At 63.4% G+C, this 19740-nt stretch carries 19 protein-coding genes; 17 read left to right on the top strand and 2 right to left on the bottom strand.

What is annotated here, in order from left to right:
- Positions 1 to 36: 36 nt before the first annotated feature.
- The 14 genes from EN990_RS17840 to purU all read left to right on the top strand — a co-directional run bounded on the left by EN990_RS17840 (position 37) and on the right by purU (position 13314).
- Entirely contained in the window at positions 37 to 897 is an 861-nt protein-coding gene (locus EN990_RS17840; RefSeq protein ID WP_024501565.1) for a carbohydrate ABC transporter permease, read from the top strand.
- Positions 894 to 1853 carry a sugar ABC transporter permease gene (locus EN990_RS17835; RefSeq protein ID WP_127369094.1) on the top strand — a complete coding sequence of 320 codons (960 nt, stop codon included), beginning with the start codon at positions 894 to 896 and terminating at the stop codon, positions 1851 to 1853. Before EN990_RS17840 ends, EN990_RS17835 begins: the two co-directional genes overlap by 4 nt.
- Complete coding sequence (locus EN990_RS17830) at positions 1850 to 2941, top strand: ABC transporter ATP-binding protein (RefSeq protein ID WP_127369093.1); 1092 nt, start codon at positions 1850 to 1852, stop codon at positions 2939 to 2941. Before EN990_RS17835 ends, EN990_RS17830 begins: the two co-directional genes overlap by 4 nt.
- Before the next feature lies 1 nt (position 2942).
- Positions 2943 to 4004, top strand: a complete 1062-nt coding sequence (locus EN990_RS17825; RefSeq protein WP_127369092.1) for an ABC transporter ATP-binding protein — start codon at positions 2943 to 2945, stop codon at positions 4002 to 4004.
- Between the two features lie 35 nt (positions 4005 to 4039).
- The gene (locus tag EN990_RS17820; protein WP_127369091.1) at positions 4040 to 5125 is read left to right on the top strand and encodes a Gfo/Idh/MocA family oxidoreductase; all 1086 of its coding nucleotides are present in this window, start codon (positions 4040 to 4042) and stop codon (positions 5123 to 5125) included.
- A 55-nt stretch (positions 5126 to 5180) separates the two neighbouring features.
- Positions 5181 to 6095, top strand: a complete 915-nt coding sequence (locus EN990_RS17815) for a sugar phosphate isomerase/epimerase (protein WP_013530826.1) — start codon at positions 5181 to 5183, stop codon at positions 6093 to 6095.
- Between the two features lie 64 nt (positions 6096 to 6159).
- Positions 6160 to 7104, top strand: a complete 945-nt coding sequence (locus EN990_RS17810; RefSeq protein WP_127369090.1) for a substrate-binding domain-containing protein — start codon at positions 6160 to 6162, stop codon at positions 7102 to 7104.
- A 61-nt stretch (positions 7105 to 7165) separates the two neighbouring features.
- On the top strand, positions 7166 to 8167 hold the full coding sequence (locus EN990_RS17805) for an ABC transporter permease (RefSeq protein WP_127385410.1): 1002 nt from the start codon (positions 7166 to 7168) through the stop codon (positions 8165 to 8167).
- Positions 8164 to 8946 carry an ATP-binding cassette domain-containing protein gene (locus tag EN990_RS17800; protein ID WP_024501560.1) on the top strand — a complete coding sequence of 261 codons (783 nt, stop codon included), beginning with the start codon at positions 8164 to 8166 and terminating at the stop codon, positions 8944 to 8946. Before EN990_RS17805 ends, EN990_RS17800 begins: the two co-directional genes overlap by 4 nt.
- 16 nt (positions 8947 to 8962) lie before the next feature.
- Complete coding sequence (locus EN990_RS17795) at positions 8963 to 10144, top strand: aldose 1-epimerase family protein (RefSeq protein WP_013530830.1); 1182 nt, start codon at positions 8963 to 8965, stop codon at positions 10142 to 10144.
- A 10-nt stretch (positions 10145 to 10154) separates the two neighbouring features.
- Entirely contained in the window at positions 10155 to 11276 is a 1122-nt protein-coding gene (locus EN990_RS17790) for a fatty acid desaturase family protein (protein WP_127369031.1), read from the top strand.
- Positions 11277 to 11286: 10 nt separating this feature from the next.
- Positions 11287 to 11601 carry a MocE family 2Fe-2S type ferredoxin gene (locus tag EN990_RS17785; protein ID WP_013530832.1) on the top strand — a complete coding sequence of 105 codons (315 nt, stop codon included), beginning with the start codon at positions 11287 to 11289 and terminating at the stop codon, positions 11599 to 11601.
- Positions 11602 to 11635: 34 nt separating this feature from the next.
- Positions 11636 to 12436 carry a 3-methyl-2-oxobutanoate hydroxymethyltransferase gene (locus tag EN990_RS17780; protein ID WP_127366970.1) on the top strand — a complete coding sequence of 267 codons (801 nt, stop codon included), beginning with the start codon at positions 11636 to 11638 and terminating at the stop codon, positions 12434 to 12436.
- Entirely contained in the window at positions 12433 to 13314 is an 882-nt protein-coding gene (gene purU, locus EN990_RS17775; protein ID WP_127369030.1) for a formyltetrahydrofolate deformylase, read from the top strand. The genes EN990_RS17780 and purU overlap by 4 nt, the downstream gene beginning before the upstream one ends.
- A 9-nt stretch (positions 13315 to 13323) precedes the next feature.
- Here purU and hutH read toward each other — a convergent pair whose 3' ends face one another.
- Together hutH and EN990_RS17765 are read right to left on the bottom strand one after the other, a co-directional pair.
- Positions 13324 to 14805, bottom strand: coding sequence for a histidine ammonia-lyase (gene hutH / locus EN990_RS17770; RefSeq protein ID WP_127369029.1), 1482 nt, complete (start codon positions 14803 to 14805; stop codon positions 13324 to 13326).
- Positions 14802 to 15803, bottom strand: coding sequence for an ornithine cyclodeaminase family protein (locus tag EN990_RS17765; protein ID WP_027160708.1), 1002 nt, complete (start codon positions 15801 to 15803; stop codon positions 14802 to 14804). The genes hutH and EN990_RS17765 overlap by 4 nt, the downstream gene beginning before the upstream one ends.
- Before the next feature lie 121 nt (positions 15804 to 15924).
- Here EN990_RS17765 and EN990_RS17760 point away from each other — a divergent pair, with 121 nt between their 5' ends.
- From EN990_RS17760 to EN990_RS17750, 3 genes are all read left to right on the top strand, one after another.
- Positions 15925 to 17388, top strand: a complete 1464-nt coding sequence (locus EN990_RS17760) for a DHA2 family efflux MFS transporter permease subunit (RefSeq protein ID WP_127369550.1) — start codon at positions 15925 to 15927, stop codon at positions 17386 to 17388.
- Positions 17389 to 17628: 240 nt separating this feature from the next.
- On the top strand, positions 17629 to 18615 hold the full coding sequence (locus EN990_RS17755; RefSeq protein ID WP_013530837.1) for an ABC transporter permease: 987 nt from the start codon (positions 17629 to 17631) through the stop codon (positions 18613 to 18615).
- Between the two features lie 66 nt (positions 18616 to 18681).
- Positions 18682 to 19710: a sugar ABC transporter substrate-binding protein gene (locus EN990_RS17750; RefSeq protein ID WP_013530838.1), complete on the top strand. Its 1029-nt coding sequence runs from the start codon at positions 18682 to 18684 to the stop codon at positions 19708 to 19710.
- The last annotated feature ends 30 nt before the right edge of the window (positions 19711 to 19740 follow it).

The raw sequence follows: 19740 nt of genomic DNA, 5'->3' as shown, positions 1-19740 counted from the left end.
CCCCTCCGCCCACAACGCCACCAGCAAAGCCGCCAGATGAAGCGTTCCGTTCCTTTCCTGATATTCCGCTATGCCGCGATCTTCGCGGCCATGGCGGTGACGCTGGTGCCGATCCTGTGGATGGTATCGATGGCGTTCAAGCCGATCGCCGAATGGTCGGCGACCGGCGCCGACCTGACCTGGTGGCCGAAGAACCCGACGCTCAGCAATTTTCGTTTCGTCTTCGGCGAGTCAACCAACAATTTGATCGTCGCGCTCGACCGTACCGCGCTGAAGCCGATCCTCGCATCGCTGCTGTCGGCGGTTTTCGGCACGGTGATCGCCATGTCGGCGGGCACTGCCGCGGCTTATGGGCTGTCGCGTTTCGGCTCCGGCCAGAACCTGCCGCTGGCGCTGATCCAGCTCAGGATTTTTCCCCCGATGGCGGTCATGATCCCGGTGATGATCATGTGGGCTTTCCTCAACTTCACCGACAGCTGGTGGGGCCTGGCGCTGATCTACGGCATCGTCACCTTGCCGTTCGCCTTCTGGCTGATGAAGACCTTCTTCGACGACATGCCGCGCGAGATCGAGGAGGCAGCGCTTGTCGAGGGCTGTTCGCGGCTGCGCGTCTTCACCCGCATCACGCTGCCGATGATGCGCGCGCCGCTGGCCAGTGCCGCGCTCTTCGTCTTCATCCTCAACTGGTCGGACTATCTGATCGCGCTGCTTCTGACGACGCGCGAATGGGTGACCATCCCGGTCTACATGGCCTCGCTATCCTCCTCGATGACCGGGCAGCTCTATGGCGCCAAGGCGGCGCTTGGCCTGATCGCGGCCGTGCCGCCGGTCATCATGGGCATCGCCATCCAACGCCATCTGGTGCGCGGGTTGACATTCGGGGCGCTCAAGCAATGAGCGCGGTGACTGTCATGACTTCCAAGGATGAGGTGAAAGCCGTCGGAGCAAAGCCGGTTTCGCGCGATGAGGGCGCAAGGCTGGGTTTCCGGCTGACATTGCCTGCGCAGATCCTGGTGCTGTTCATCTCGGCCTTCCCGCTGTTGATGCAGCTCTACATCAGCGTCACCGACTGGTCGCCCCTGTCGGGCACCGGCTGGTGGAACGCCTGGTCGATGTGGAACAGCTTTGCCAACTACACCGATCTCGCCGCCGACGCGCGCTTCTGGAGCGCGCTGAAGCGTACGGCCATCGTCATGATCGTCTGCGTGCCGGCGGAATTCCTGCTTGGGCTGGCGCTGGCGACACTGTTTGCCGACGATTTCCCGGGCAAGCGCGTCTTCTATTCGATCCTGCTGATGCCGATGATGGTGGTGCCTGCCGTGGCCGGCTACATGTTCTTCATGCTGTTCCAGTCGGGCGGCCCGGTGAACGACATCTTGTCGGCGCTCACCGGATCTCCCGTCACCATCGCCTGGCTGTCGGATCCGACTCTGGCGCTGATTGCGGTGATGGTCGCCGACATCTGGCAATGGACGCCGCTGATGTTCCTTATCCTGCTTGCCGGCCTGGTCGGCGTGCCGGAGGACCAGATCAAGGCGGCGACGCTGCTCGGCGCCAATCCGTGGCAGCGCTTCGTCACCATCGTGCTGCCGAAGATGAAGACGATCATCATCATCGCGTTGGCGATCCGGGTGATCGAGAACTTCAAGATCTTCGACACGCTCTACATCATGACCGGCGGCGGTCCAGGCGTCGCTACCGAAACCATCTCGGTCTACATCTACAAGCTCACCACGCAGGACCTGATCTGGGGCTATGTGGCGGCGATCGCGCTGGCCATTTTGGTCGTGCTGTCGATCGTCGCGGTGTTTGCCATGAAGCGCATGGCGCGTGCACGCGTGGTACCGGCATGAGCGCCATCCACCTGCAAAACCTGGTCAAGAAATTCGGCGACTTCACCGCGCTGAAGACCATGGACCTGGCAATATCAGATGGCGAGTTCATGGCGCTGCTCGGCCCGTCGGGCTGCGGCAAGTCGACGACGATGAACATGATCGCCGGCATGGAAGAACCGACCGGCGGCAAGATCCTGTTTGGCGAGCGCGACATGGCCGGCGTGCCGATGGGCCGGCGTGGCGTCGGCTTCGTGTTCCAGAACTACGCCATCTTCACGCATATGACGGTGCGCCAGAACCTTGCCTATGGACCAAAAATGCGAGGGGCTGCCAAAGCCGAGATCGATCGCCGTGTCGGCGCCGTCGCCGAGATGCTGCAGCTTTCGCCGCTGCTCGACCGCAAGGCCGACAGGCTGTCGGTCAATATATTGCAACGGGTGGCGATCGGCCGCTCGGCGATCATGGAGCCGGCGATCTTCCTGCTCGACGAGCCGCTCTCCAATGTCGACGCCGCTTTCCGGGCCGTCATGCGCACCGAACTGAAGCAGCTGCAGCGGCAGTTCCGCCAGACCATGGTGTATGTCACCCACGATCAGCTCGAGGCGATGACCATGGCCGACCGCATCGCGGTCATGGATCATGGGGTTTTGCAGCAGGTCGGCACGCCGCTCGAGGTCTACAACGATCCAGCCAATGTCTTCGTCGCCCGCTTTATCGGTGCGCCGGGCATGAATCTGCTCAAGGGCAGGCCGGCGGAGAGCGACCGCGGACTGGTCGTCGATCTCGGACCGTTGGGCGTCACGCCGCCGCTGCCGGGCGAACTCGCAGCGGCCATGCGTGGTGCACGCGGCGAGGTGCTTTACGGATTCCGGCCTGAACAGGCGACGTTGGTGCAGAATGGGCAGGGCCTCGCAATGCCGGTGACCTTTGTCGAACGGATCGGTGCGCGCACCATCGTTCATCTCGGCCAGGGCGAGGCGGCTGTGAAAACGGTGTTCGACAATGATGTCGGGCTGGCTATCGGCGACACCGCTGTCATCGCTCCCACTACGTCGTCGGTGCGCGTCTTCGACGCCGCTACCGGCCTTGCGATGAAGGCAGGTTGAGATGGCCGATATCGTCTTCCGTAATGTGACCAAACGCTACGGCAATACACTCGCCGTCGACGACGCCTCGTTCACCGTCAACGACAATGAGTTCTTCTGCTTCTTCGGTCCGCCGCTGTCGGGCAAGTCGACCATCCTGCGCCTGGTGCTCGGGTTGGAGACACCTGACACCGGCGAAATCCTGATCGGAGGCAGGCCGGTCAACGCGATGTCGCCGGCCGAGCGCAACGTGGCTATGGTGTTCCAGAACCTGGCGCTGTTTCCGCATATGAGCGCGCTCGAAAATGTCCGCTTTCCCCTGGTCGAACGCCGGGTCGCCGAGGCCGAGATCAAGCGGCGGGTCACCGACGTCGCGGCGAAGCTGCATATCGGCCATATCCTGCACAAGCCGCCGGGACAGCTTTCGGGCGGGGAGCGGCAGCGCGTGGCGATCGCCCGGGCTCTGGTGCGCGATCCCAATGCCTATCTGATGGACGATCCGATCTCGGCGCTCGACGCCAGGCTGCGCGAAGAAACGCGCGTCGAGCTGAAGCGCATCCAGCGCGAACTCGGCAAGACGCTGATCTACGTCACGCACGACCAGGAAGAAGCGATGTCGGTCGCCGACCGCATCGCCATCCTGGAGGACGGCAAGATCAGGCAGATCGGTACGCCGGCAGAGATTTACGACCGCCCGGCCAGCACCTATGTGGCAAGGCTGCTTGGTTCGCCGATGATGAACATCCTCAGATCGGCGCGCGGCGAGGGCGGTGTCGAAGCGGCTGAAGGCACGATCCGCATCGAAGACAAGACAGCGCCCGCCGACGCCGTGGAGATCGGCCTGAGGCCGGAAGACATCAAGGTCAGACCGTGGGCGGATGGGGGCCCGGGCCGCCCGGCGCGAGTGTTCGAGGTCGAGCCGCTTGGCGGCTACACCGTGGTGACGCTCGCTGCCGGGCAGGCGCGGCTGAAGGCGTTGCTGCGCGGCCAGCCCGACATCCGGCCGGATGCCATGGTGGCGATATCCTGCGAGCCGGCCAGAGTGCATTATTTCGAACAGAGCGGCGGGGCGTTGGCACGATGACGGCCGCCGCAAGGAAAGAGTTTCGGGAGGAAGAGATGGCAAGCAAAGGCTTCGAGCCGGACGTGAAGGTCCGCACGAAGGAATACAAGATCGGCTGTGTCGGCGCAGGCATGATCATGGCCGAGTGCCATCTCGCCGCCTACAAGGAAGCCGGGTTCCCGGTGGTGGCAATCGCCTCGCGCACCAGGGCCAGCGCCGAGAAGGTGGCGACGCGCTGGGGCATTCCGACCGTCCACGACACACCGGAAAAACTGATCGAGGACGAAAATGTCGAGATCATCGACCTTGCTTTCCCGCCCGACCTGCAGCCGGCGCTGATCCGTCACGCGCTGAAGCAGAAGCACATCAAGGCGATCCTGGCGCAGAAGCCGTTGGCCTTGTCGGTCGACGAAGCGGTCAAGCTGCGTGACGAGGCGGCCAAGGCCGGCAAGATCCTCTCGGTCAATCAGAACATGCGCTACGACCAGTCGATGCGCGTCTTGAAGCAGATCATCGACAGCGGCGCGCTGGGCGACATCGTCTTCGCCCAGATCGACATGCACGCCATCCCGCACTGGCAGAGCTTTCTCGAGGATTATGACCGGCTGACGCTCGCCAATATGAGCGTGCATCATCTCGACGTGCTGCGCTTCCTGTTCGGCGATCCCGACGAGATCACCACGCTGACACGCAAAGACCCGCGCACGACATTCGACCACTCCGACGGCATCACCGTGTCGACGCTGCGCTTCCCGTCCGGCGTGCTTGCCGTGTCGCTGGAGGATGTCTGGTCCGGTCCGCGCCAGGATGGCTACAAGGACGACCAGCACATCAACTGGCGCGTCGACGGCAGCAAGGGGGTCGCGAAGGGCACCATCGGCTGGCCGACGGGCGCTGCCTCGACGCTGACTTACGCTTCGACCGAGACGACCGGCGGCGAATGGGTCAGCCCGAGCTGGGACACGATGTGGTTCCCGCATGCCTTTATCGGTGTGATGGAGCAGCTCCAGCACGCGGTGAAGACCGGCACGCCGCCGGCGCTGTCGGTCGCCGACAACGTCAAGACCATGGCGCTGGTCGAGGCGGGCTACCGCTCGATCGACGAGGCCCGCATGGTCAAGCTTTCCGAAATCGCTACCTGATCACCGCAGCTGAAACACCAGACAACTGAATCGCTTACAGGGAGGAATTCACACCATGATGCAGGCAGGTATTTTCACGGGCTATTTCCCGTACGGCCTCGAAGAGACGGCGAAGAAAATCCGCGGGCTCGATTTCAACACGGTGCAACTCGACCTCCACTTCAAGGATGTCGACCTGTCGGCCGGGCAGATCACCAAGGACAAGGCCAAGAAGGTGCGCGACGTCTTCCGCGATCATCACCTGCCGGTGTGCTGCATTTCCGGCTACACAAATATCATCCACCCGGACAAGGCCGAGCGCGACAAGCGCGTCGGCTACCTCAAAGAGATCATCCGCAACGCCCGCCATTTCGGCAGCCCGTATGTGATCTCGGAAACCGGCACCTACAACACAGAATCCGACTGGGTGCATCACCCCAAGAACAAGACCGAGGAAGGGTTCGAGGAATGCCGCAAAGTGGTCGCCGACCTTGCCCAGACGGCCTATGACCACGGCGCGGTCTTCCTGCTCGAAACCTATGTCAACAACGTCGTCGGCTCGGTCGAGGAGACGGTCAAGATGTTCGCGCAGGTCGATCACCCCGGCCTCGGTCTGCTGATGGACCCGACCAATTATTTCGAGACGCATAACATCGACAGGATGGACCAGATCCTGAACCAGGTGTTCGACACGCTGACCGACAAGATCAGAATAGCTCACGCCAAGGACGTCAAGCGTTCGGGCGGCGACAAGTCCGAGAAGCACGCCGATATCGGCGACGAGGACGCGCTGGAGAGCCATACATTCCGTGGCGTCGGTGAGATCGAGTTGCCGGCACCGGGCCTCGGTTCGCTGAACTACGACCTCTATCTCCAGCGGCTGGCGGAAAAGCATCCGAACATCCCGGTGATCATCGAGCATCTCTCGGAAGACGACGTGCCGCGCGCCAAGAAATTCCTCGACGGGAAGTTCCGCGCCAACGGTCTGTGACGGCCTTCTCGCGCCGCTGGTTCGCGGCGGCGCGGTTCGGTTCCAAAGTAAGGGAGGAGAAAAAATGTTGAAATTCGCATTGAAACTGGCGGCTGCCGCAACGCTGCTCGCCGGTGTCTCATTGAGCGCGCCGGCAATGGCGCAGGATGGCCAGAAGACGTTCTACCTGCTGTCGCATGGCGGTCCGTCGGATGCGTTCTGGCTGGACTGGAATGCCGGCGCGACCAAAGCCTGCGATCAGCTCAAGGTGACGTGCAAGATCTCATTCAGCGGCGCCGACATGGCGGCGCAGAAGGAGGCCTTCAATTCCGCGCTTGCGGCCAAGCCCGACGGCATCGCCACCACGTCGGCCCAGCCGGGCTTGTGGACGGAAGAGGTGAAGGCGGCCAAGGCAGCCGGCATCCCGATCGTGTTCTTCAACACAGACGACCCGGCGACCGGACGGCAGGCCTATGTCGGTGCCGATCTCAAGGAGGCGGGCGTCATCTGGGCCAAGTATCTTGTTGACCACAAGATGGTGAAGCAGGGCGACAAGGTGTTCCTGCCGGTGGAAGTGCCTGGCGCCAGCTATCAGCAGCTGGAGACCGAAGGCATCGCCAGCGTCTTCGATCCGTTGGGGATCAAATATGATGTGGTCGATTGCGGCACCGACCCGGCCGGCATCATTGCCAAGATGACCGACTACATGGTGGCCAACAATCCGCCGGCGATCATCGCGCTTGGCGATTCCGTCGCGGCCAGCGTCAAGCGGGTGTTCGACGGCGCCGGCGTGCCGGCCGGCAAGATCCCGGTCGTCGGCTGGGGCAATTCCAAGGAAACCGCGGAAGCCGTCAAATCCGGTTTCGTCAACGCGGCCGCCTGGCAGTTCCCGTCTGCGCAGGGCTTCATGCCGGTGGCGCTGCTCGGGCTCGCCGCTTCGGGTGAGCCGATCGGCTACGACATCCATACGTTCAGCCTCTACGACGCCTCGAGCGTCGAACCGATCCTGAAACTCTACGACACGAAGTGAAAACCGGTGCCCGCGGCGCAAGCCGCGGGCGTCTCTTCAAAGCATGGTTCAAGCAGTCATGATGATCGCCGCAGAAGACGAAATGCCTGTCGGGAAACGCAGATCGAGCCTTATACGCTCGCCGCAATTCTCCTCGCTCGTCATCCTCATTGTCCTGCTCGCGGTGTTCGCCATTGCCGATGCCAATTTCCTGTCGCCGCTCAACATCTCCAACATGATGGCGTTCCTGCCCGAGCTCGGCATCATCGCGCTCGGCATGACGCTGCTGTTGACGGCGGGCGAGTTCGACCTGTCGGTCGGCGCCGTGTTCGGGCTGGCCCCGGTCGTCGTCATGCTCCTGGTGCAGAACGGCGGCGTGGATATAGGTGCCGCCCTTCTGGCCGGGCTTCTGCTGTGCATCGCCATCGGCGCCATCAACGGGCTGATCGTCACCAAGATCGGCATTTCGTCCTTCCTGGTCACGCTTTCGATGCTGCTCGTGGTGCGTGGGGCAGCGCTCTACATCACACAGGGCTTTCCGCTGAAATCCTGGGACCAGCCGGGTTTTTTCGTGACGCTGCTGGCCGGCAGCTTCAATGTCGGCTCGTTCCGGTTCTACACCTCGCTGTGGTGGTTCATCGGTCTCTCGCTGCTGGCAATCTATGTGCTGCGCTATGCCAAGCTCGGCAACTGGATCAGCGCCATCGGGTCGAACCGCAACGCGGCGGTGGCGCGTGGCGTGCCGGCGGACGCCGTCAAGGTGTGGCTGTTCATCCTGACTTCGGTTCTGGCGGGGCTGGCCGGCATGATCAGCGCCTTCCGCATTTCGGCCGCTTCACCGGTGGCCGGCACCGGCTACGAACTCGAAGTGATCGCCATGGTGGTGGTCGGCGGCACGGCGCTGACCGGCGGACGCGGCACGATCCTCGGCACCATCGTCGGTGCGCTGATGCTGCGCGCGATCCGCAACGGCATCGTGCTGATCGGCGTGCCGGGCCTCGCCTACAATATCTTCGTCGGCCTGATCATCCTCGCCATGCTCATCCTGCACGCTTTGCTGCAGAAGAACGCCGCAAGGGGCTGACGATGGAAGTTCTCCGGCTGCAGAATCTGCAAAAATCCTTCGGCAGCGTCCGCGCGCTGAAGAATGCGTCCTTTGCCCTCAAGGAAGGCGAGGTGGTGGCCCTGCTCGGCGACAACGGCGCCGGCAAATCGACGCTGATCAAGGCGATTTCCGGTGTGTTTCCGATCGACCGTGGCGACATCTATGTGCGCGGTGAAAAGGTTTCGATCCGTTCGACACGCGACGCGATGGACCTCGGCATCGAGACCATCCACCAGGATACGTCTCTGGCGCCGGATCTCAGCATCGCGCGCAATCTTTTCCTTGGGCGCGAGCCGGTCAAGCTGAAATGGCTGGGCGTGTTCGCGCCGCTCGATTTCGCCAAATTGCGAGACGCGGCGTCGGCGCTGTTGAAGCGCGTCGGCATCTCGAAAAAACTCGACGCCGATGCGCTGGTCTCGACGCTATCGGGTGGCGAGCGGCAGTCGATCGCGATTTCTCGCGCCATGCAGTTCGCTGCCAAGGTCATCATCCTCGACGAACCGACCAACAATCTCGGTGTCGAGGAAACCCATGGCGTGCTGCGCTTCGTCAAGGAGGTGCGTGACGCCGGTCATTCCGTGCTCTTGATCACCCACAACATCCATCACGTGTTCCAGGTCGCCGACCGCATCATCGTCATGCGCCGCGGCGAGATCGTCGCCGAGCAGACGGTTGCCGATACCGATCTCCTGACCGTGGAAAGCATCATCACCGGCGCCGACATGTCGGCCCTGCTGAAAGAGACGAGAGCGAAGTGAAGAAGTTGGCCGTCACATGGTAGAACTTTACGGCAAGACGCTTTCGCGCCGGCAGGTGTCGGAACGTTCGGGCATGCTGTCGCAATTTGCCGGCGTGCGGCTGATGACGCTTGGCGACGGGGTGGAACGCGGCATCCGCATGCTGGAGTTCCGCACCGGCTCGGGCCTGCGCTTCACGGCACTGGTCGACCGGGCGCTCGACATCGCTGACTGCGACTTCAAGGGCCAGGCGATCGGCTGGCATTCGCCGAGCGGTTTTCGCCACCCCGGCCTGCACGATTATGAGGGGGAAGGGGGGCTCGCTTGGGCGCGTTCGTTTTCAGGGCTGCTTGTCACCTGCGGCCTCGACCACATATTGGGCCGGGAAGAAGTGCCGGCCGATAGCTACAACTACCCGGGCAGGAAGACCGTGATCCATTCGCTGCATGGCCGCGTCGGCACCATTCCGGCGCGGCTGACCGGTTATGGCGAGACCTGGGACGGCGACCGCTGCGTGCTGTGGGCCGAAGGCACCGTGCAGCAATCGGCAGTGTTCGGCGAGGATCTGCATCTGATCCGGCGTATCGAGGCCGATGTCGGCGGCAACGAGATCCGGCTGTCGGATCGCGTCGTCAACCACGGTTTCAACCGCACGCCGCACATGTATTTTTACCACGTCAATGTCAGCCATCCCTTGCTCGACGAGGGTTCGCGCTATCTGGCGCCGATCCGCGACGTCGTCTGGGCTGGCCATGCCGGCGAGCGCTACCAGGCGCAGAAGGTGGGTTACCGCACGATGCCGGCGCCGCAATCGGGTTTCAGCGAGCAGGTCTGGCAGCACGAGATGGCGGCGGACGCCAATGGCGAGGTGCCGGTGGCAGTGGTCAACGATCAGCTCGGGCTCGGCTTCGAAGTGGTGACGCGCAAGGACCAGCTGCCTTGCGCATATCAATGGCAGAATTTTCAGGCGGGGCAGTATGCGCTGGGCATCGAACCCTCGACGCATCATGTGCTCGGCAATCTCGCGGCGCGCGAGCGGGGCGAGATGATCTGGCTGGAGCATAGTGAAAGCCGTTCTTACGACGCAGTGTTCCGGGTGCTCGACGGCGCCGGCGCGATCGCCGAGGCCGAAGCAAAGATCGCGTCGATCGCCAGGCAGCCGCAACAGGATTATCCTGTGCCGTCGGGTAATTTTCCGGGATTGGCGGACAGGGCATGAGGCGAAACGAATGCTCCGGCTGGCGGGCCGGAAATCGGAGGTCGATGTGATGGAGAAAAAGCGCGACTACAGCCTGGTCGGGGAAAGCACGCGCATCGCGATCGAGACCGGGCTGGCCTCGGCCGAGTGGTATCACACCGATGTGCCGCGCAAGGCGATGAAAGAGCTGATGCAGCGCTCGGACGGCCCGGCGATCCGCGACACGATCATCTGGATCGTTGCCATATTGGGTTCCGCCGCCGGGATCGCCTGGTTCTGGGGCACGTGGTGGGTGGTGCCGTTCCTGCTCGTCTATGGCGTGCTCTACGGCTCGTCCAGCGACTCGCGCTGGCACGAGTGCGGCCACGGCACCGCCTTCCGCACACGCTGGATGAACGATGCCGTCTACCAGATCGCCAGCTTCATGCTGATGCGCAATCCGGTGACCTGGCGCTGGAGCCATGCCCGCCACCACACCGACACGATCATCGTCGGCCGCGACGCCGAGATCGCGGTGATGCGTCCGCCGGACCTGCTGCGCGCCGCACTCGCCTTCACCGGTGTTCTCGATTTCCGCTATTCGCTGCCGACGCTGGTGCGCAATGCGTTCGGCAGCATCTCGCCGGACGAGAAAAGCTTTATTCCCGAGATGGAGCTTCACAAGGTGGTCACAGCCGCGCGCTGGCATGTCGCCATCTATGTCGGGGCGATCGGGCTGGCGCTTTATCTGTGGTCGTTCCTGCCGCTGGTGCTGATCGGCCTGCCGCGCCTCTACGGCAGCTGGCACATGGTGCTGACCGGCCTGCTGCAGCATATCGGGCTGGCCGACAATGTCACCGACCACCGGCTGAACACGCGCACCGTCTACATGAACCCCATCAGCCGCTTCATCTATTGGAACATGAACTATCATGTCGAACATCACATGTTTCCGATGGTGCCCTATCACGCGCTGCCGAGGCTGCACGAATTGATCAAGCACGATCTGCCCGAGCCGAACCCTTCGATGTGGCATGCCTATCGCGAGGTCTGGCCGGTGCTGCTGAAGCAGCTTCAGTACGAGGATTATTTCCTCAAACGTGAATTGCCGCCGACGGCGCGGCCGTACCGGGACGAATTCCATGCACTGACCGTTCCGGCGGCGGCGGAATAGGGAAAAGCAGATGGCCGACTGGGTTGAAGCGTGTGGCGTCGACGATGTCGAGGAAGAGGATGTCATCCGCTTCGATCATGGCGGCCGTACCTTCGCCATCTATCGCAGTCCCGATGACGAGTACTTCGCAACCGACGGATACTGCACGCATGAGAAGGCGCATCTGGCCGATGGGCTGGTGATGGACGACATCATCGAATGCCCCAAGCACAATGGCCGCTTCAACTACAAGACGGGCGTGGCTCGAGGCGCACCGGTATGCGTCAATCTCGCCACCTATCCAGTGAAGGTCGAGGCTGGCAAAGTGATGATCCAGATCGGCTGACCTGCCGCCGAATGCAACTGAGGGAACCCTTTTGATGAGCCGAAAAAGACCGACGGTGGCGGATTTGCGCGCCATGAAGGGCAAGCGACAGCTGACCATGCTGCGTGTGCTGACGATGGACGAGGCCGAGGCCGCGGAGCGCGCAGGGGTCGACATCGTCTCGGTGCCGCCCGAATTGGTGCTCAACCCTGAGTACCGCGACGCGGCGCCCAGCCTGTTCACCATGCCGGGCGACAATTTCTACGAGATCGGCACGGCGGACGATTTCGTGCGCTGGGCCTTCCGGCTCTACAAGGCCGGCGCCGACGCGGTCTATTGCAGCGCCGGCTACGCCACGATCAAGCGGATGGCCGATGACAATATCCCGGTGATCGGCCATGTTGGCCTCATTCCTTCCCGCGCGACCTGGACTGGCGGCTTCAAGGCGGTCGGCAAGACCGCCGACACCGCCATGGATATCTTCGCGGCGGTGAAGCAGCTGGAGGCTGCAGGCGCCATCGGCGCCGAGATCGAGGTGGTGCCGGTCGAGGTGGCCAAGGCGATCTCGGAGCGGACGTCGCTGATCATGCTGTCGATGGGAGCGGGTACCGGTTGCGATGCGCAATATCTGTTCGCCGACGACATTCTCGGCCAGAACCGTGGCCACATGCCCCGTCATTCCAAGGTGTATCGCAATTTCGCCGCCGAATATGATCGTTTGCAGGCCGAGCGTATCGCCGCGTTTTCGGAATATGTTGCCGACGTGAACAGTCTCGCCTATCCCGAAGACAGGCATGTGGTGCATATGGATCCGGCTGAACTCAGCCTGTTCATGAAGAGGGTCGACGGGGCGTGAAATCTCAAGGCAATGATGCGACGGACGAGGCCGCGCCGGTTCATATTCTCACGCTTTCCTGCGAGGATCGGCCGGGGATCGTCGCCGCCGTCACGGCGGAGCTTGCCGCGAACGGCGCCAACATCGCCGAAAGCAGCCAGTTCTGGGACCGGCAGACCAATCGCTTTTTCATGCGGATCGCCTTCATCAGCCCGCCAGGCTCGACCGGGGACAGTCTGGCGCGGGCCCTGGAATCGAGCGTCGACCGCTTCGGCATGAAGACCGCGCTGGTCGATCAGGGACGCCGCCCGAAGATCATCGTCATGGTCTCCAAGTTCGACCACGCGCTTCTCCATCTGCTGTACCAGATCAGGGTCGGCTGGCTGAACGCGGAGGTTGCAGCCGTCGTCTCCAACCACGAGGATGCCCGCCGCTTCGCCGAGCTGGAGGGCATTCCCTACCACCATTGGCCGACCACCAAGGAGAACAAGGCCGAACAGGAACAGAAGCTGCTGGACCTGGTGCAGCGGACAGGGGCCGAACTGGTCATCCTGGCGCGCTACATGCAGGTCTTTTCAAAAGGTCTGTCGGACCGGCTGTTCGGACGGGCGATCAACATCCACCATTCGTTCCTGCCGAGCTTTAAGGGCGCCAAGCCGTACCACCAGGCTTTCGACCGCGGCGTCAAGCTGATCGGTGCGACGGCGCATTACGTCACTTCCGACCTCGACGAGGGCCCGATCATCGATCAGGAGACCGAACGCGTCACCCATGCGATGAGCGCCGAGGATTTCGTCGCTGTCGGGCGCGACATCGAAAGCCGGGTACTGGCGCGCGCCGTCAAGCTGCATCTCGAAGCCCGCGTCATGCTCAACGGCCACAAGACCATCGTCTTCTGAGAAGCCGCGTCAGGCCGGCCAACTGGCGCCGGCGAGCGCGGCGTAGAGCGCTTCGGCGTCGATACCGAGCGGCCGGTCCTCTTTCAGCATGGGGACGAGAGCGCGGATTGCCGTGTGAATTGCGGCGGTGCGCGGCGCCAGCGTGAAGCCGTCGCGCAGGTCGACGGCCTGCGCGGCGGCCATCAATTCGAAGGCGATCAGCCGCCGCCACAGCGCGATCATCCCTGCGCATTTCGCAACCGCCAGAGGTGTCTGCGTGGCGTGATCCTCGACGCCCTCCGACACGGCCAGAAAGTCGAGCATCACCGGATTGGCCTTGTGGCGGATGGCGGCCAGGATCGAGGTCACTGTCTTCTGTAGCGGTACGAAGCCGGCGGAGGCGCCGCCGACCGGCGACAGATATTTCGGTAGGCCATTGCGGCCCGAACCGGTGAGCTGGATGAAGCGCGCGGCACTGGCCGCGGCACATTGGGCGATCGCCAGGCCGAGCGTCTCAAAGGCGAGCGCCAGTGCGGCGGTGTGGAAATTGCCGGTCGACAGTACCAGTTCATCATCGCCCAGCACCAGCGGGTTGTCGGCGGCGGCGTTGAGCTCGATCTCGACAGCCTGTCTCGCCTGGCCGATCGCCTCGATCAGTGCGCCATGGACCGACGGCATGCAGCGGATCGACAGCGGGTCCTGCAAGGTGGTCGGTGCCGGCGCGTCGTCTCGGACGAGCAGATTGTGCAGCACCTTGGCTGCTTCCTGCTGGCCGGCTGCCGGGCGCGCCATATGCAGGCGCGGGTCGAGGATGGTGCGGTTGGCACCAAAACCTTCCATGGTCAAAGCCCCGGCATGCTGTTGCTGGGCCAGGGCAGTGAGGGCATCCGTCACCGCAAGTGCGCCGCTGCCGGCGGAAACCGCCGATGCGTTGATCAGCGATAGCCCGTCCTTGGGCGCCAGGCTGATCGGGGCGAGGCGCGCCATCATCAGCGCCTTGGCCGCCGGTATGCGACGGCCCTGATAGTCGGCTTCGCCTTCGCCGGTGAGCATGCGGGCGAGTGCCGTCATCAGCACCAGGTCGCCGGCTCCGATCGAACCGAGCGAGGGCATGACGGGATGGACGCCGGCATTGAGCGCGTCGAGCAAAGCAACGAAGACGGAAGACGAAAGGCCGGATCCGCCAACCGACAGCATCGCTGCACGCGCGGCCATGCTTGCCCGCACGGCATCGACCGGCAATCCTTCGCCGACGGCGCCGCTGCGTCCCTCCAGCAACTGGCGCTGGAAGGCTCCGGCATCGCCCTCTACAGCAGTGCCGAGATTGGCGCCGAGCCCGGTGTTCAAGCCATAGATCTGCTGGCCGGACGCTGCAGCCTGGTCGAGCACTCTTCGTGCCTTCTCCAGCCTGCCGATGACATCGGGTCCGATCTCCACCTTGCGCCCATCGCGGGCGACCGCAGCGACATCGCCGACGCCGACGCCGGTTCCGGTGAGGACGAGCGCGCTCATGCGAAGCGCAGTCTCTGGCCGATGCCTTGCGCCTGCGCCTTGGCCAGCATCGCCTTGCCCAACGCGATATCAGACAGCGACAGGCCACGATGCCAGAACAGGATCGTTTCGTCGTCGCTTTCGCGCCCGACTTTCAGGCCGGCGGCGATCTGGCCGAGTTCGGCATGCAGCGTCTTCTCGCTCAGCCGCCCGGTCTCGACATGGGCGCGTAGCGAGCCGAACTTGCCGCCCTTGCACTGGCCCCAATCGTCGACGACCATTTTCTGCATGATGTCGGTCAACGACAGTTCCACCGCGCTCATCGTGCCATAGGGCACGACCAGCGCGCCGGGCTTGATCCATTCGGTCTTCAGCAACGGCTGCGGCTCCGGCAGCCGCGAGGCCTCGACGACGATGTCGGCGCCCTCGATGCAGCTTTTCCAGTCGGCCACCGCTGTGACCGTCTTGCCGAGATCGGCTGAGAGTTCGGCGGCAAAACCGTCGCGGCTTTCCGGGCGGCGCGAATGGACGCGAATCTCGTCGAAGTCGAAGAGATGGTCGAGCAGGCGCACATTCCAGTAGGCGGTGCCGCGCGCGCCGATATGGGCCAGCACCTTGGAATTCCTGCGCGCCAGATGCCTGGCGCCGATGGCGGTGACGGCGCCGGTTCGCATGTCGGTGATGACGGTGGCGTCGAGGATGGCGCGCGGCGCGCCGGTGCGCGGGTCGAACAGGTTGAGGATGCCGAATTCGGAAGGCAGGCCATGCAGGTAATTGTCGACATAGTCGCCGACGATCTTGACGCCGGCCGTGTCGAGCGGCGCGACGTAGCCGCGCAACACGTTGAAATGGCCGTGGAAGGACGGGTCCGGCTCGAGATGGACGCGCGGTTCGATCACCGTCTGGCCCTTGCCTTGCGCCACCAGGCCAGCCTCGACGGCGGCGATGATTTCGCCATCGGTCATGGCAAGGGCATCGATGTCGAGGGCATTGAGGTAGTCGATGTAGATGGGCTTCATGTTACGCGTATACTCTCCTTGACGGCCCCATCCATTCCATAGCAGGCCATGGCGGCACACGAAAGTTTGTTGCGACGTCTCTGGACGTCGCCGGGGAGATGCTGTTCAAACCGGTTCCGTCATGACTGCCATTCCCGAGATCGCAACCTTGTCCGAAACGGCCACCCATGCGCGGCGCGTGGCGTTGATCGTCGCCATCGCCTTTTTCATGCAGTTGCTGGATTCGACGATCATCTCGACATCGCTGCCGCAGATGGGCGCCTCCTTCGGCGTGTCGCCGGTGGCGATGAGCATCGGCATCACCGTTTACATGCTGACCATGGCGGTGTTCGTGCCGCTGTCGGGCTGGCTCGCCGACCGGTTCGGGGCGCGCAACATCTTCCTGCTGGCGATCGTCCTGTTCACCCTGGCTTCGCTCGCCTGCGGCCTCTCGCAAACCCTGACCCAGTTCGTCGCCGCACGTGTCGTGCAAGGGCTCGGCAGCGCGCTGATGACGCCGGTTGGGCGCATTCTCGTCCTGCGCAATGCGTCGAAATCCGAACTGCTCAACGCCACGGCGCTGATCACCTGGCCAGCACTGTTTGCGCCGGTGGTCGGGCCGGTGCTCGGCGGCTTCATCACCACCTATCTGTCCTGGCATTGGAATTTCTTCATCAACATCCCGCTCGGCGCGGTCGGGCTGGCGCTGGTCGCCCGTTTCATCCCAGGCGACCGCGAGGCCGACCCCAAGCCGCTCGACTGGCCCGGTTTTTTCCTGACATCGGCGGGACTTGCCTTGCTGCTCTACGGTCTCGAGCGTATCGCGCATCCCGAGGACGGCGTGCTGCCGACAGCGCTGCTGATCGTAGCCGGCATCGTCCTCGGCTGGCTGGCGGTGCGCCATCTCAGGCGCGCGCCGCATCCGCTGCTCGATCTCTCCTCGTTCAAGGTGCTGACCTTCGCCATCTCGACGCTTGCCGCCGGCACCATTTTCCGGGTGGCGATCAACGCCACGCCGTTCCTGCTGCCGCTGCTGTTCCAGGTTGGCTTCGGCCTTTCGCCTGTCGATGCCGGCTTGATGATCCTGGCCTATTTCCTTGGCAATCTCGGCATGAAGACGGTGACCACGCCGACGCTGCGCCGTTTCGGTTTCCGCTCGGTGATGGTCGTCAACGGCATCATCGCCTCGGCCTCGATCATGGCTTGCGGAGCGATCTCGCCGCAGACGCCGCAAGCGCTGGTGGTGGCGCTGATGCTGATTGCCGGCCTGTCGCGCTCGATGCAGTTCACCGCCCTTAACACGCTGGCCTTCGCCGACATCGATGCGTCGCAACGAAGCTCGGCGGCGACGCTGTCCTCGATGCTGCAGCAGGTGGCGATGCTGTTTGGCGTCGCGGTGGCGGCGGCGATCCTTAATCTGTCGCAGATCGTCAGGGATCGCCCCGCTCTCGATCTTGTGGATTTTCGAGTAGCCTTTCTGGTGATCGGCGCCATCGGGCTGGTGGCGGCGTTGCGTTTTCTCGTGCTCCCGCCAGGTGCGGGCGCTGAGGTTTCCGGGCACTCGCCGGGAAATTCAGATCGATTTTTCCGCCTGATGCGGAGATAAATTCCGTCCTGTCCCTTTGCCTTGGTGCAGCGCTTTCGCGTGCGGCCGCAATGGCGCAACCAATTGCCAAAAGCGCAGAGTTTTCCGCGCATTGCGCCAGCTTCGGCAATCGATGCGTCCACTCGATAAATATCGCAGCCGGCCTGGGTTCCGGGCGCGGATTCATTTGACGAACCGGCGTTGGGCCGATTAGCGTTCTTTCCCAGGGATGGCAGCGCTGCCATCGGGGCAAACGCAGACATGAACACCATCGGCTGGCCAAATTTCAGGAGCCTGAACCAGGAAGGCATTGTCTTTGCCATCGCCGTGGTGCTGTTCGTTGCAGCGGCTATAGGCCTGCCAGGTTTCATCGACCCCAACAATCTCGTCGCCATCGTCCGCTCCGTGTCGGTGCTGGGCATCCTTGCGCTCGGCATGGCCGTGGTCATCATCGGCCGCGGCATCGACCTCTCTGCCGTCGCGATCATGGCGATGTCGGTCGCCTGGTACCTGCAACTGCTGAATTCGGGGACGCCGGACGGGCTTGCCTTCGCCTATGTGCTGGCCGGTGTGCTGGCCATCGGCCTGCTCAATGGTTTTCTCGTCGCCTATGCCGACGTGCCGGCGATCTTCGTGACGCTGGCGACAGGCTCCTTCGTCTTCGGCTATGTACGCTCGCAACTGATCACGCAGGATGCCGTGCCGGTGCCGCAGGGCCATTGGGTCGAGTTGCTCGGTGGCCTGCGCTTCCTCGACATTCCCATCGAGGTTTTCGTCTTCGCAGGGCTGGCCTTCCTGTTCTTCCTGTTCCTGCGCTACACCAAATGGGGCCGCTATATCTATTTCGCCGGCGATAATCCGGTGGCCGCCCGCAACATCGGCATGCCGGTGCGGCCGATGCTGGTGCTGCGCTATGTGCTTTCCGCCTTCGTCGCACTGGTCGCCGGCCTGCTGACGGCGGCCAGCCTGCATTCGATCAATACCCGCGTCGTCAATTCGACGCTGCTCTACGATATCGTGCTGGTGGCGGTTATCGGCGGCATCGGCCTGTCCGGCGGGCGCGGCGGGGTGCGCAACGTGCTGGTCGGTGCGGCACTGATCGGCATCCTGCTCAACGCCATGACCATCATCGACATTCCGCTGCTCTACCAGAACCTGATCAAGGCAGCGATCCTGCTCGGCGCCATCATCGTCGACGGCATCATCAATCCACGTGACGAGCAGACCGCCCAGCAGGGCGACATTTAGACCTGAACTGCGGCGGACGGTTGGGGCCGGCCGCTGATAACAACGACCAAAGCAAAAGGATCCGACATGAAACTGATCAAGACACTCATGGCCGCCGCCACGGCGCTCGCTGTCACCGCCTTCGTGGCGCCAACCTTCGCCGCCGACGATCCGGGGCCGGCTGCGTACGCGCAGGCGCTCAAGGGCAAGCGCGTCATGCTGGTGCCGCTGGCAATGGGCTTCGACCTAGCGCAGGGCTGGGCGCACTATCTGAAGACCGAAGTCGAGGCCTGGGGCGGCGTGTTCGAGACGCGCGACCCGAACTGGGTCGTCGATGCCGGCGCGCAGGCGATCACGGACGCCATCTCCTCGGACACCAGGCCGGATGTGCTGATCATCCACGCGCCGGACCTCAACTCCTATTCCAAGCTGATGAAGAAGGCACAGGCCGCCGGCACCTATGTCATCCTGGTCGACAATCCCGCCAACTTCCCGGCCGACGCCTTTATCGGCAGTGATTGGGACCGGCTTGGCCAGCTCGAGGCCGAAGCGGCGATCAAGGGCTGCGGCCCGAACTCGTCGAAGAAGATCGGCCTTGTGCAGGGTGACCAGGCGAACTCCTCCAGCCTCTATCAGTATGCCGGCATCATGAAGGTGCTGGACAAGAATCCCGACTTCAAGGTGGTGGCCAAGCCCGATTCCAACTGGGATGCGACGACCTCGCGCAACGTGACGACGACGATGCTGCAGCAGAACCCGGATATCTGCTCGATCATCGATTTCTGGGATGGCGACGCCACCGGCGCGTCCGCCGCGATCCGCGATGCCAAACTCGACGGCAAGGTGTTCCTGGTCACCACCGGCGGCGGCGAGAAGGCGGCCGATTGCGACAAGCTGGTCGACGGCACCTATGGCGCTGTGGTGATGACCGATCTTGCTCGCCAGTCGGGCGACATGAACGCCATCATCAAGTTCCTGCTGCAGAGCGGCCAGCCGGCCGGCACCTCGCACACCTACATCTACACGCTGGAGAAGGCGACGACCAAGGCCGACCTCAAGCCCGACAGCTGCTGGGACCTGAAGGCGCTGCAGGCACAAGCGGCGGCGGCAAAGTAAGCCGCACCTTTTCGACTGAAGTACAAGCGA

The sequence above is a fragment of the Mesorhizobium sp. M7A.F.Ca.US.005.03.1.1 genome, from assembly GCF_003997975.1.
In the GTDB taxonomy this organism is placed as follows: domain Bacteria; phylum Pseudomonadota; class Alphaproteobacteria; order Rhizobiales; family Rhizobiaceae; genus Mesorhizobium; species Mesorhizobium ciceri.
Note: the sequence above shows the minus strand (reverse complement) of the source record. Positions and strands in the feature narration are given on the sequence as shown.